Source organism: Affinundibacterium amnicola (genome assembly GCF_014284275.1).
In the GTDB taxonomy this organism is placed as follows: Bacteria; Pseudomonadota; Gammaproteobacteria; order Burkholderiales; family Burkholderiaceae_D; genus Undibacterium; species Undibacterium amnicola.
The window spans coordinates 25,361-39,192 of the sequence record NZ_JACOFU010000004.1 but is presented as its reverse complement, the minus strand read 5'-3'; the positions used below and the strand labels follow the sequence as shown (position 1 = coordinate 39,192).

Below are 13,832 nucleotides of genomic sequence, written 5' to 3'. Positions count from 1 at the left end.
TTTGATTGATCATCGTGTGCGGTAGACGATAGCGCAATTTAACAAGATTCCCCGTTAAGTTGCGCTATTTTTTTATGTCCAAAGCTGATACTAGTAAGAACGAATTTGCCGAATTTATTAGCTCTACAGCGACTCGACTATATGAGAAAAGTGATGTGTCAATTGACTGCTATGTTACCCAATGTGCGAAGTGCGACTCAATATCGTTTTCAATTCAATCTTTTTATCGCACTGACTATTCTCGTCAGCTCTTTTATCCCTGTGTCCAGTCGTGCGGGTGAAATCGATACGCTGCTGAAGAATTACACGTTTCCAAATAATATTGCCTGGCTGGATGACGTGCTTGGCGGGCAAGGTGGTCAAATAATTCGCGTCACAAATTTGCAAAAAGATGGACCAGGTTCCTTGCGTGCTGCTTTGGAAACCAAGGGCGCAAGAGTGATCGTATTTGAAGTCGCCGGCGTTATTGATTTGCAGCGCAGCGTGCTTCAAGTGAGCGAAGGTTTTGTCACGATTGCAGGGCAAACTGCGCCATCACCGGGAATTACTTTAATTCGCGGAGGGATAAATATTCGTGCATCGAATGTCATCATTCAACATCTTCGCATTCGAACCGGTGCGGACGGCCAAAGTAAAGCGAGTGGCTGGGAAGTCGATGGCTTGAACATCTCAGCAGCACATCATGTCATCATTGATCACTGTAGTATGAGTTGGGCAATTGATGAAAATATGTCGGTTTCTGGGCCGCGCTTTAAAGGTAATACGCCAGATGAATGGCGCAATGGGACTAGTCATCATATTCTGTTTTCGAACAACCTAGCAGCGGAAGGCTTGGCTGAATCCACGCATACTAAAGGCGAGCACTCAAAAGGGAGCTTGGTTCATGATAATGTGACTAAGGTGATCTTTTATCGCAATATTTGGGCGCATAACGTCGAACGTAATCCCTTATTGAAAGGTGGTGCTCGTGCGACAGTGGCGAATAATCTGATTTATAACCCGCGCTCGAAGGCGATTCATTACAACTTGATGGCACTTGAGTGGGGGGATCATGCTTATCAAACAGGGCAGTTGAATGTCGTCGGCAATGTATTGCGTGGTGGTATGTCGACCAAGAAAGCATTGCCACTAATGATGTTGGGTGGTGATGGAGATCTCGCTTATTTTGAGAAAGATAATATCGCAGTTGACCAGTTCGGAAATCAATTGCCGCTATTTGGTCGCTATGGCGAAACGCGTGCGCAGTTCTTGGTTCAAGCAGCACCAATCGATTGGCCGCGAGGGCTGCAAGTGATGGATGCGAGATCAGTGGAATCGGAATTGCTACGCCATGCAGGTGCCAGACCTTGGGATAGAGATAAGGATGACACTCGCGTGATCTACTACATTGCCGAAGGACGCGGAACGATCATTAATGACGAGCGTGAAGTCAGTGCTTATCCTCATACCAAGGAAGTGCAGTTGGGCTTTTCTGAACAGGATTGGGATACACAGAGATGGTTGCCTAAGTTGAATCGCAAGTGACGATGCACAATACAAAAATAGAATTGAGAAAAATTTAGGCCTGACCTCCATTCCGCGGCTCTGCTGGGGGGGCTTACCAAGGTCGTGATCTATACGACGGTCGGTTTGAAACTTCTATCTCTACCAAAAGAAGGAGTTTCAAACGAAAGAATACCAAAGTTTGAGTCACCTGAGATGGGATTGTAAATATCGCATCGTGTTTATACTGAAATGCAGAAGGAAAGTGATTTATGGAGCGTTGTGTCAGCATTTCGGTGAGATATTCCGAGATTTAGCGCAGCAAAGAAAGTGTAAGGTGGTTGAAGGGCATTTGATGAAGGATCGTGTTCATGTATGCCTGAGTTGTATTAGCTACAGTTACGATAAATCCTACCTCAACAACCAGATCACCTTTAACAACAGAGTTAAAAGAAGGGGGGCAGCATCTCATTTCCCGCGAAGATAACACTGAATTTTACTAAAAGCATACATTTTCTATACATTTCAAAGAATATTTCCGAAGTATCAAAGGATGTTGAAATGTATAGTATTAATTCTTTCTTATTATTAAGGGTGGGCGATGTCTATTAAACGTTTAAAGGATGTCTTATTTTTTTCCTCATTGGTGTTGCTATCGTCGGCGTGTAACAGCATCGAAATGAAAACAAGCATGTCATCAGAAGAAGGTGCAGCGGCTAAATCGCAATCTGCAGATGTGAACGCCCAAATTGATGCCATTGTCGAGCAGAGAATCAAAGATGGCGGGATGGTCGGAGTTGGTGGCGCCATCATCGTGAACAAGAAAGTAGTCTGGATGAAAGGATATGGCTTCGCCGACAAGGAACACGCGATAGCATTCACTCCCGATACAATTATGAACATAGGATCGATCAGCAAAACCTTCACTGGTGCAGCACTGATGCGAGCGGTACAAGAGGGGAAAGTCTCCCTTGATGAAAACATCAACTCCTACCTACCTTTCAAGGTTATCAATCCCCATCATCCGAGCGAGCCCATTACGCTAAGGCAGCTAGCTACCCACACCTCGGGAATCACAGATAGACAGGCGGCCTACGAAAGCGTGTATCACTTCGGAGGCGATTCCCCGGAAGCGCTTGGCGGGTTCCTGCAGCGCTACTTCGCCCGCGATGGTAAGCTTTACTCTAACGACAACTTCCTCAAGACCAAGCCCGGCACACACCGCGAGTACTCGAACATCGGCGCTGGACTGGCTGGTTACATCGTCGAGCGTGCGGTCGGTGAAAGGTTAAACGCCTATACCAAGCGCCACATCTTCGCCCCTCTACGAATGAGCAACTCAGGCTGGTTTCTGTCTGAGATTTCACCCGCTAAGCACGCCCGACTATACGTGGCGCAAGGTCTCCGCATTCCTATTCCACTTTATGGGATAACGACATATCCCGAAGGCGGCGTCCGAACCTCGGTCTCCGACCTCGCTAGGTTCTTTGCAGCTCTGTTGAACGACGGCGAATATGAAGGGGCGCGTATCCTTAAGCAGAAGTCAGTCGAGGAAATGCTCAGGTTCCAGTACACGAGTGCAAACAAGCCAGATAATGTCAACCTTCAAGGGGAAGACTCGGTCAACTCTGGAATTTTTTGGGCCACGAAGCACGACACCACCAGGATCGGGCATAACGGATCCGATCCTGGAGTGAGAACAATCATGCTGGCAGATCCAAATAAGGAAATAGGGGTGATCCTATTTACAAACACCTCGATGCATGACGAAGAATCTGGGCACTACTACCATATCTTCGAGACACTTTGGAAGCATGCATTGCAAATTAAGACTCAAGCAGATAAAGCCGCGAAACAATGAGGTCTAGGTAGACACGGGGTCTGTTCTAATGTTCCAGTGATGAGCTCACGGTGGTAGAGGGCGTGCAGTTAAGTTACTCAATATGGCGGTTGCGCTGGATTAGTTGGCATCGTGATCGGCGCTTTGGCGATGAGTTTGCTGTTTGATCGCTATATCAAAGGCATGATAGGCATTATCGCCATTAGCTTTATGCTGGATCGCATTTTCCAGTTACGTCAACGTCTGCATTGGCAACAGCTACCGGGCAAACACTTTGCACGCGTATGTGCGTTGGTATCCGGTGTGACCAGTACTGTTGCGCACGCTGGTGGGCCACCCATTTTGGTATATCTGATGGCAAAGAATTTGGCTAAGCAAACCTTTGTCGCAACTACTGCTGTATTTTTTACGGTGCTCAATGCTGGAAAATTGTTGCCGTATGCAGCAATGGGATTTTTTACCTTGGATAGTTGGAAAATCGCCGCAAGTTTGGCGGTGTTCGCGCCTTTGGGTGTGTGGTTGGGTTTGTATGTTTTGAAGATGATTCCTGAACGCTATTTCTTCTCACTCGCTACAGCTTTGTTGGGTATATCAGGAATCAAGCTGCTGTATGATGCGCTTCAATTTTGATGCGTATTTTGCGAGTCATTGCGAAAACAATGACTCGCATGCTGTAGCGTAAATCAAGACTAGGTAGAAATCGTTTCCGAATAAGATTTGCCATTGATCGTGATATTTTTCAATTGCAGATTCTGTACATGATGTAAGAACCATGGCGCCTTATCATTGCGCACTGTGCCAAAGTCGCAATTAGTGATGCTGACGTTTTGTATCGGCAAAATCGCTTGTTTTGTTTTGCCGTTGTAACTAGAAGCGACTGGCCCAAGCAATACAAATGCTTGGTAGCTCGAATAATTTCCTCCACCGATATTGACGGTACCAACTTTGATGTCAGAAATATGGATGTCAGATATCACTGGTGGACGGGTACGTACGCTGTCATCTGCTGGCGCGTAATCACAATCAATGGTGATCACCGCCCCCGCTGTGGATGGAACGGATTGAGGTGCAATGACTGAATCTGGTAAAGGCTTATAAAACGCAGGCATGGTTTTGACACCATTCGGAATGCTGACATCACGCACGTAGAAGTGACGTAAGAAGCCACCACGATTCATATTCGTTTTCATACGTATGGCTGTGTTCAAAGGGTCGTGATCCCAATTCATGTTGCGGAAATCTAAATGTTGGGCGTAGATGTGCTCGATCCCTGCTGCCATTTCGCTACCCAAAGTCACGGCACCATGTCCACTATTCATGACGCAGTGTTGAACAACGATATTGCGCGTTGGGCCAAATTGCGTATCGCGGTTTTTCCCTGATTTGATCGCGATACAATCGTCGCCTGTATTGAAGGTACAATTTTCAATTAAGACGGTATCGCAAGATTCAGGATCAAAACCATCGCTGTTGGGTCCCATGCTATCCATATTCACTTTGTTGATATGGACTTTGCGGCATTTCACGGGATGATGTAACCAGAATGGCGCAGATTGGATTTTATAGCCTTGTAACAGAACATTGTGACAGCCGATTAACTCAATCATGCTTGGACGCAAATAATGTCCAACGCCAAATATTCTGCGCGCAGTCGGTATGCCAAGTTCAGACAACACAGGCAGAAAGCGTGAGTCTGTGCGCCATTTATCGCCTATCCCTTGCACTAATTTTTTCGCATCTTCAGTCAGGCTAGGTGCTAACTGATCCAGATTGTCCGGGTTGTTAACATTGACATTCACTTCAGAAAATTGAATCGGTTTCTTAGGATTTTTACGACCCTTCCAATCCCACCAATTGCCTGAACCATCCTCAAATGGTGTGCCACCTTGGCCATCAAAAATACTGGTCCAATCTTCGCCAGTGATGGCAATATTTTTTTCATTGTAGGCATAGACCATCGGTGAATAATTAAGGCAATCATTTCCTTGCCAGCGAGAGATCACGAGTTTGCCATTTTTACCGCAATCGATATCGCCATACTTGGCATAATCGGCTGGATTAGCACTGAAGAAGACATGCGCATTCGCGGCAAGATGTAGATGAACATTGGAGCGTAAACGAATGGGTCCCGCGCAATACCAATTTCCAGCAGGAACGACAACGCGCCCACCACCGGCTTTATTACAAGCCAGAATTGCTTGATTGATCGCTTGATAGCAATCGAACGAGCCGGTCTGAGGCGTTGGAATGACGCCCTCGATCGCACCTTCCGTATCTGATGCAACTTGCCCGTTGATGTTTCGCAGCTCGCATGGTTTAGCACCGAATTGCGTCACCAGAAAATCGCGTTTGGCAAATTTAAATGGTTTAGCAAACTGCCCGATGATTTGATCGGCACGTTGCCACGGATCTGGATTTGCTTTGGGGGTGATCGCTTGGCTCAGTGGTGAAAATGTAGATAGACCGAACAGGCTGGCAGCGCTGGAATGGCGCAGTAATGCGCGACGCTGTGGGTTAATTGCTTGATGTGTTGGCATGAGGTGCTCGCTAAATTGGGTCGAAAATTAGGTCGAAAACTGATGTGCGTGTTTTGCTTATGAAAGCAAATACAGTCAAATATAGAGAAAAATTAAGGCAAAACTTAAGGCTTCTGATTGTTTATGCTGCTTAAACTCACTTTGACCGGATCACGATAGCGTGCAGCCATTTTGTTTAAGTAATCTAGCCAAGCTGCTTGTGATTTCACATCGCCCCAACGATCCCAAATGGCGCCAGCGTAGTAAGTCATTTTTTGACCGCTAACGACAGGTTTTAAGATAAGGTGGTTAAGATTATCTTCGCTATAGCCATTTGCATCAGGGAGAATGATTGCCGTACCAATTGCACCGTTACTCGATTGCTCTATCCACTGTGATAAAGAAGATGAGCTTTGATCTTTGTCTACCTGAATCTTTGCTTGTTGTCCTTTGTCAGACGGCGTTTTGTTCAGGCCGACGGCGGCGACTAAATTTGCATTCGAGGCTGGTGCATTAAATTGAAACGTACTTTCAATTTTGTCGAGGTAATGACCCGCATCAATGGTGAAGCGTTTGGTTTCCGTGACGGCAACGCCAGCAGCATCCCAACTTTGGTAACTCAATTCAAAGATTGTGCGGATTGGTCCATTGGCGAGTATTTTCCAATGCGAATAATTGATACTGGTATGCAGTTGTTTTCCATCCCAAATACCGGTGCCACCGCAACCGCGAGACCTGCCTACGTTGTACATGTCGAGGCCTTCACCTTCATCCTTATGGTAATGATCGTGTCCCTTGTTATACCAACGATCAACAATCGGATAGGGAACACGCTTAAACCAGATGTCGATGCCACTCGTCACTAACACTTCCTTCGTGACCCCAGCTGGAGCTGGAGCAGCGAGTGCGGGACCATAAGTACGGTGTGCAATTTTGTCGGTTTCCCACGCAAAATCATCGAGTCGCTCAGGTATTTGTCTGGCGAAAGTTTTTGTTTCGAATACTGGCGCGACGGTATCGATTTTTTCTATCGTAAAACTCGCCTGTTTTTCTCCAGCGGCAAAATGATGTTGAAAGATCAGTTCGCCATAAGCAATGCCAACTCCTTGTGGGTCTTTCGCTTGCGGCGCAATATTCGTCACTTGATGTGGCAACACTTTGCCGTGTTGATCTTTGATCGCAATTTTTTGTATCAAGGCGCCTGGCAAGTATTGATTGACTTGCGCCCATGGAATCGTGATGGTCTCTGAAGGACGCGCATCGGATAGTTGATGGCTTACCGTTACCTTGAACTTGTCTTGTGCCAGACTGATCGCGGGTAAAAGACACAATGCAAGCGCGATTGCCTTGAGCTTAACGTGCATGTTGCGCTTACTGGATTGGTTCATCTTATGGTGGCTGAATTGAAGCATATCTCGTTCCTATCACTATTACATTGAGGTGTTTTCCATTTTCCTGCGCTTGGTTTCAATGATGTTCGCGGTAATCTGTTTTTGCCGTACCCGTTGGCACGTAATGATAGGTTCTCACTTTATGTTCAATATTAAATGCAGGATTTTTCAACATCTGTATGACTTCAGCGCCGGCCATCAGCATCGGGCCATATCCGTGTAAGGCTTCGACGCTGGTTGGACGATTGTAGTAATACGCTTGATCGCTCGCAAAAGTTGTGCCGACACAGATTCCTTCAATCTCGCCTTTGTCGGTGATGCGCGTCGATAAACCTATCCAGCCTGCTTGCGCAATCGAACCCCAAGTGCTTGGGCTAATCCATCCTTGATTGACGGCATGTGCAATCGCATACACAAACATCGCACTTGCAGAGGTTTCGAGATAAGAGTCATTTCTATCTAGCATTTGATGCCATAAGCCTTTACCCGATTGAAGCTCGGCAATGCCTTTCAGGTTCGCACGTAATTGATTCAGCACTTTCGGATAGCCAGGATGGTTTTTCGGTAGTACGTCGAGCAGGTCAGACATCGCTAATACCGCCCAACCATTTGCACGTGCCCAGTAGAAGCGTGGTGCGTCAGGGTTATTTTCGTTCCAACCATGGGTGTATAAGCCGCGTTGTGCATTGAACATATACGCCGACATTTGTAGAACATTATTCACCGCATCGTCGAAGTAGGCATTGTCGCCAGTGAGTCGCCCTAATTCCGCCAGCGCAGGAATGCCCATATACATATCATCTGCCCACAAGGATACTGCCTGTGGACGTTTGCGTGCGAGTGTGCCGTCCGCTAAACGGAACTGCTGTTTGGATACCCAGTTGCCGCAGATCTGGATCATATGATTTAAATCTGGCCCAACTTTGGCGAATCGCGCACGAATTAGCGCAGCGCACATGGAGCCACTATCGTCTAATGAACGAGGGTCTAAAAAACGTGAAAAACTATTCGCACGTTCCAAGTGAAATTGCGCTTCTTGCGCCTTGAAATATGGCATGGTGTCAGCGAAGAAGCGGAAATGACGTTCGGTCATATTGGTAAAGCGTGTGTCATCTGTAGCGGCGCGGGCTTTTAATAAGCCGGAATGCACCACGCCCATCTCATACACCATGATGCCGTAATCGCCTTTGCTTGGCTCAAAGATCGCTTCCTTTATTGGTTTTTTTAGATCGGTGATGGGTGCGCCAGTCGATTTATTGATAATCCGCGTTGGTGTCGTTGATTCAAGATGGTTACGAATCTTATGTAAGGAATCGGTAATCTCTTTAATGACGGGTTTTTTATAAGGAATCGGATAAGTTCCTTCTCCCTTGTCTGCCAAATTAGGATTATCTGGATTTCTATATTGCTTATCGGCCAATGCAATATCGCTTAGCAGGCACGAGCATAGTAAGGAGCAGAGCAAGGTAGTCTGGAGTTTCATAGCAGTCTCTTTATGGTTTTGAGTTGATCGTTGTCGAATACGGCAATTGCAAAGGCTGAAATTTGGTCAGACCATTTTAATGTGGTAAGACCAAATATGCAATGTGGACTAGCCGAATGTCGTATTTTTATTAGAGAATATTTTCAAATATGGATGTGACTTTATGACATAAGCACCGCGATGCTGATGTTTAAGATTTATTTTAGTTTGAAAAATGTGCGTTGACTTGTCGTGAATTATGGATAAATTCAGACCAAAGAGATGCAAACGACAAAGTTAGATGTTTGTCGTTCGATGATGAGGTGTTGAGAGGGAAAAGCGGTGAACTTATCCGCGTGAGAATGTTCGGCTGACTCGATCAAGATGGGCGCGCATTGCTTGTTTAGCACCATTCGCATCATGAGCGGCGATCGCTTCTAGAATGGCGCGGTGGTCAAGCAGTGTTTGTTTGCGTAATTCTTCTGTCTGAAAATGCTCTTTCAGCTTATGCCACAAACTACCACGCTGGTTCCACAAATATTCAATCACACCAACCAAGGCGCTATTGCCGGTAGCGCGCGCAATCGCTAAATGAAAATTACGATCTGCCATTTCATTCTCATTGCGATTGTCATGATGACGCTCCATTTCCAAGACCGCTTTGAGAATCGCGTCAATTGCGGAGTCTGTTGCGTTTTTTGCCGCAATCGCAGCAACTTCGGATTCAATCAATCGACGTGCAGATAAGACTTCAAATGGACCAGGGCCAACTTCTAACACATCCGCATCCGCTTTTGCTTGTTCACTAACGTACACACCCGAACCACCACGTACTTCGACAATTCCACCAAGCTCCAAGGCGATTAAGGCTTCCCGTAATGAGGCGCGACTGACATTCAATTTACTTGCGAGATCGCGTTCCGAAGGAAGACGTTCACCAGCGGCGATATTTTCATCTTTAATCAGTTGTTGGATGCGGTTAGAGACAACGCGATATAAGCGTGGTTCTGGCGTGATATTGTCTAATGCAGCAGCAACTTTTTTCATTGAATTTTAACGTCGTAATGAGTTTGAGATTGAGTTTGATAGTGAGTTTGGTGAAGAACACCGAAAATGGAGTAAAGCTGACAAGGTTTATTCTAAATTGGTCTGTCCAATGTCGCAAGCAGTGATTGCGTGGAGAACCTTGTTGAAGCTTGTGAGTGAGTGCTTGTGTACTTAGGTTACGGGTTGAAGTGAATTGTTGAAGTGAGGTAGCAAGTGAGTTTTTTAGTGCGGTAGAAATATTTTATATAAATCGAATTGATTTTGTCGCTTGTCTATTAAAATAACTTTTTTCAATGGCTATTTTTAAAAGACGATTATTCATGCGATCACTACTCTTCCTTGCTCCGATTCCCGCTTTGCTGATGAGCATTGTCTTAATGCGGTTCGCCGATGTCAGCAAGATTTTGTGGATACAACAAGTGGTGCTTGGTGCGCTAGCTTTAGTTTGTGCCTATGCATTTTCCAATCGGCGATCTAGTGGGTGGTCAACTAAGAGTCAGGTATATTTGCTTGTGTTTTTAAGTCTGCTACTTTTCTTGCCACCTTTGTTGGATTCTTCGACGAGTCCACAAAGATGGTTAGTGCTGGGAGGCTTTCGTTTATACATCGCAGCCTGTGTACTCCCGCTGATTCTAATTCTGCTAGAAAGTTTGATTCATGAAAATCGGAGTGATACGAGCTCATGGATTTTCTTTTATCCTGTAATTAGCCTTGCTTTAGCTTGGCAACCCGATGCGTCGCAGAGTTTGGCGCTTGCCGCAATTGGTGTAATTTCTATTGCGCGTTCAGGTGCTAGAACATTGATGAAGGCAAGTTGTATTGTGCCTTTGTTGGTCGCGACGATGTGGTCGTCAGCACAGCCAGATCCGCTTCAACCAGTGGCTTATGTTGAAGGAGTGATTCAATTAGCAGCAACGATTCATATAGGATTTGCTGGCGTATCCTTACTATTTGTTGTCTTGCCACCACTGATCCTAATTTTAATGGGGCGTCGATACCAGCAGTCAGGATTTTTTATGCTCGCTTTGTACTACTTGGTCATCGACGTTTGTGCTTATTTGCAATTAACGCCGATGCCTTTATTAGGATTCGGTGCAGGACCAATATTGGGTTACGCATTCATGGCATACGCTGCTAATCGAAAGCTTCATTGAACCTTGATTGTCGAACTTAAAGCGTTCTGACTCAATCGAAATTGTGTTAATCGATTGATGGAAAGTGTGGATCTTAATAGATTGTTTGCCTAGTTTTTCTTGAGTAAAGACTAGGTCTGTTGTATCACCGTCAAATTACCACTTTAAGTTTCAATAAATCTCGCGGTAAATTGCGTAAGAGGCTCCATTGCTCATTGATTCGTGCACAATTGAAGCACGAAATTGATGATCGCTTAATTTATTAAACTATGGAGAACGCACTTGAAACCAACTTACCAATGTATTCGATCAAGCCTCAAACACAACTTGCGTTCAGCTGGAATAGCAGTGGCGCTGATGGGCGCTTTTGGTTAATTCGCTTACGGTGGAATAGCGATTGGATCGCTTGAAATTCCAAAGTATCTATCTTTCAGTTGAAATTCATACGCAATAAGTGACCTTGTCATAAATGGTATTTTTGGGTCTCAGATAGCAAGGATTCGCTGTCTAGACTATATGCCTTCTTCACTTCTATAAATCATTGTTCTTAATAGAATAATTTGGAACATGAGAGTTACCTTCATTGTGGCTTACATCGAACCTACATCAATTTCAAAGCAAGTAACTCTCACTTTTCAAACTTGTACTTCAGATAAATTTTATCTAATTTAACTATTATTCTTCCCAACCACGTTTCCAGCATGGGCGAGACTCATCTTCGATAGTTTCGTAATAATTAGTAACTTGTCCCGAAGATCCAGAACTTGTGCATCCTTGAGTGTAGAACCCAACGATAGTTGTGTGGCTTGCATCGCTGTAATAGGTGCGGGTGAATGGATACTTTGGCTGTGCGAAAGCGACTGCAGAAATAATTGCGCCAGCGATCAATGTAGATGCTAAAGCGATTGATTTAATATTTTTCAATTTTAAACTCCTAAGTGAATATTAAAATTACATGCAACTAATGGTTGCATATAAAGTATATTTCAATGCCTATAATTTGTGTAAACAATTTTTGCTTGATGCAAAGCTATGATTTTTAAATAGTGCTGATCAACTTTTGCCTTTTAGAAAAATTAATTCACTCTATGCGAGGGCTCTTGGAATGTTATGGTCCAATGATTCTTATTAGCTCTGTTGGACAAATGATGTGTGTGTTTGTCGCTCTTGGATTTAGGTTCATAGCGGGAGTGAATCAACAACCAAGAATTTCATGCCGTCTTTGTGTTATCTTGCAACACACATTTGTACTTTTTAAAGACCACGAGGATACCTTTACTTTATTTCGGTGCAGGATCGCTACTTTGTGATTCATCGAAGGCGTTTACTTGTAATCGAACTCTGTAAAAAAAGTGAATTCGTCGATTGTAGGTTAGGTTTAGCTTGATTCCGTCGCGTTACGAAAACTCCAAGTCAAGGTAATTTATTTTTGCCATGTATTTTTTGATAAATTATTTGTTGTGGAGCAATCAGGCTGTGTGGTTAATTTTCAATAAAAGACCTTAGCTCAAGCTGATTTGCATTTAATTGCGTACTGTTTGGTGCACAATTGAAATTCAATACCGACGATTTAATTCATGGAGAACGCACTTGAAACCAACTTACCAATGTATTCGATCAAGCCTCAAACACAACTTACGTTCAGCTGGAATAGCAGTGGCGCTGATGGGCGCTTTTGGTCAACCCGCATATGCTGCCGATAGCGAACTGAAGACCGCCATTGCAAAAAATTACCAATCTCAACTCAAACCGCTTTTCGAATACTTTCACCAAAACCCAGAGTTGTCGTTTATGGAAACCAATACGGCGGCACGTTTGGCAAAGGAATTGCGCGCAGCAGGCTTTGAGGTTACCGAAGGGGTTGGCAAGACGGGAGTGGTCGCGATCTTGAAAAATGGTGCGGGATCATTGGTGATGCTGCGAGCAGACATGGACGGCTTACCGCTAGAAGAAAAATCGGGTTTGCCTTATGCATCGAAAGTACAGCAAAAAGATCCAGATGGAAAATTGCAGCATGTGATGCACGCTTGTGGTCATGATGTGCATATCACCAGTTTAGTTGGTACCGCAGTACAAATGGCCGCGCGTAAGCAACAATGGTCGGGTACCTTGATGTTGATTGGGCAACCAGCCGAAGAGCGAGTTGGTGGTGCGGCCGCGATGATGAAAGATCAAATTTGGAAACGTTTTGGGCAACCTAAGTATGCGTTGGCGTTTCATGTTGATTCTGGTTCAGAAGCGGGCAAAATCGTCGCAGAAGAAGGATCTCCCTACTCAGGCGTCGATACTGTGGAGATCACTGTGCACGGTGTCGGTACGCACGGTGCATATCCGCATTTAGGTAAAGACCCAGTGGTGATTGGTGCGCAAATTGTATTGGCTTTGCAGACCATCGTTACTCGCGAAGTCGCACCACGCGAACCAGCGGTAATCACGGTAGGTTCTTTTCATTCGGGAACCAAATCCAATATCATTTCAGATCAAGCGAAACTGCAATTAAGTGTGCGCAGCGAAAGCAAAGAAACGCGCGCTCTATTATTGTCTGCGATAAAACGCGTCGCACTTAATACAGCGCGCGCAGCAGGTTTACCAGAAAATTTGTTACCAGAAGTTGTGGAAGTTGATACCCCAACGCCACCCACTTTGAACGATATTCCACTGACCCAGCATTTGAAAAAAGTATGGACGGAAAAACTAGGCAAGGACGCTTTTGCTACACCGAAAATGCGTGACGGTATGGGCGCAGAAGACTTTCCTTTCTTCGTGAGTGAGCCGTATATTCCCAGCGTGTATTTTTCAATCGGTGGCACGCCAAAAGAAGATTTTGAGAGAGAGAGTAAAGGCGGCCCTGCGGTACCAGGTCATCACAGTCCTTTATTCAAGATTACCCCTGAGCCAGCAGTGCGTGCTGGGGTTGAAGCGAGTGTGATTGCTTTGTTGGATTTGTTGAAGAAGTAATCG

9 protein-coding genes and 2 pseudogenes are annotated in these 13,832 nt (G+C 45.1%); 6 read left to right on the top strand and 5 right to left on the bottom strand.

What is annotated here, in order from left to right; genetic code table 11:
• Positions 1-153 precede the first annotated feature (153 nt).
• The 4 genes and pseudogenes from H8K33_RS10755 to H8K33_RS10740 all read left to right on the top strand — a co-directional run.
• Positions 154-1,524 (top strand): pectate lyase family protein, encoded by a 1,371-nt coding sequence (locus H8K33_RS10755; RefSeq protein WP_222613386.1) that lies wholly within the window; start codon positions 154-156, stop codon positions 1,522-1,524.
• A 160-nt stretch (positions 1,525-1,684) separates the two neighbouring features.
• Positions 1,685-1,867: pseudogene (locus H8K33_RS19900) on the top strand (transposase); the annotation flags it as partial.
• 216 nt (positions 1,868-2,083) lie between these two features.
• On the top strand, positions 2,084-3,343 hold the full coding sequence (locus H8K33_RS10745; protein ID WP_222613385.1) for a serine hydrolase domain-containing protein: 1,260 nt from the start codon (positions 2,084-2,086) through the stop codon (positions 3,341-3,343).
• Between the two features lie 99 nt (positions 3,344-3,442).
• Positions 3,443-3,952, top strand: a pseudogene (locus tag H8K33_RS10740) (sulfite exporter TauE/SafE family protein); the annotation flags it as partial.
• A gap of 59 nt (positions 3,953-4,011) precedes the next feature.
• Here H8K33_RS10740 and H8K33_RS10735 read toward each other — a convergent pair.
• From H8K33_RS10735 to H8K33_RS10720, 4 genes are all read right to left on the bottom strand, one after another.
• Entirely contained in the window at positions 4,012-5,859 is a 1,848-nt protein-coding gene (locus H8K33_RS10735) for a glycoside hydrolase family 28 protein (RefSeq protein ID WP_186891038.1), read from the bottom strand.
• Between the two features lie 104 nt (positions 5,860-5,963).
• On the bottom strand, positions 5,964-7,250 hold the full coding sequence (locus H8K33_RS10730) for a DUF4861 family protein (protein WP_246443521.1): 1,287 nt from the start codon (positions 7,248-7,250) through the stop codon (positions 5,964-5,966).
• Between the two features lie 55 nt (positions 7,251-7,305).
• Entirely contained in the window at positions 7,306-8,712 is a 1,407-nt protein-coding gene (locus H8K33_RS10725) for a glycoside hydrolase family 88/105 protein (RefSeq protein ID WP_186891037.1), read from the bottom strand.
• Positions 8,713-9,039: 327 nt separating this feature from the next.
• Positions 9,040-9,738, bottom strand: a complete 699-nt coding sequence (locus H8K33_RS10720) for a FadR/GntR family transcriptional regulator (protein WP_186891036.1) — start codon at positions 9,736-9,738, stop codon at positions 9,040-9,042.
• Positions 9,739-10,058: 320 nt separating this feature from the next.
• On the opposite strand from H8K33_RS10720, the gene H8K33_RS10715 reads away from it, so the two are divergent.
• Positions 10,059-10,892, top strand: coding sequence for an FtsW/RodA/SpoVE family cell cycle protein (locus tag H8K33_RS10715; RefSeq protein WP_186891035.1), 834 nt, complete (start codon positions 10,059-10,061; stop codon positions 10,890-10,892).
• Between the two features lie 654 nt (positions 10,893-11,546).
• On the opposite strand, the gene H8K33_RS10710 is transcribed toward H8K33_RS10715, so the two are convergent.
• A complete protein-coding gene (locus tag H8K33_RS10710) occupies positions 11,547-11,795 on the bottom strand; it encodes a DUF6289 family protein (RefSeq protein ID WP_186891034.1) in 249 nt (82 codons plus the stop codon).
• Between the two features lie 666 nt (positions 11,796-12,461).
• On the opposite strand from H8K33_RS10710, the gene H8K33_RS10705 reads away from it, so the two are divergent.
• On the top strand, positions 12,462-13,829 hold the full coding sequence (locus H8K33_RS10705; protein ID WP_246443519.1) for an amidohydrolase: 1,368 nt from the start codon (positions 12,462-12,464) through the stop codon (positions 13,827-13,829).
• Positions 13,830-13,832 lie beyond the last annotated feature (3 nt).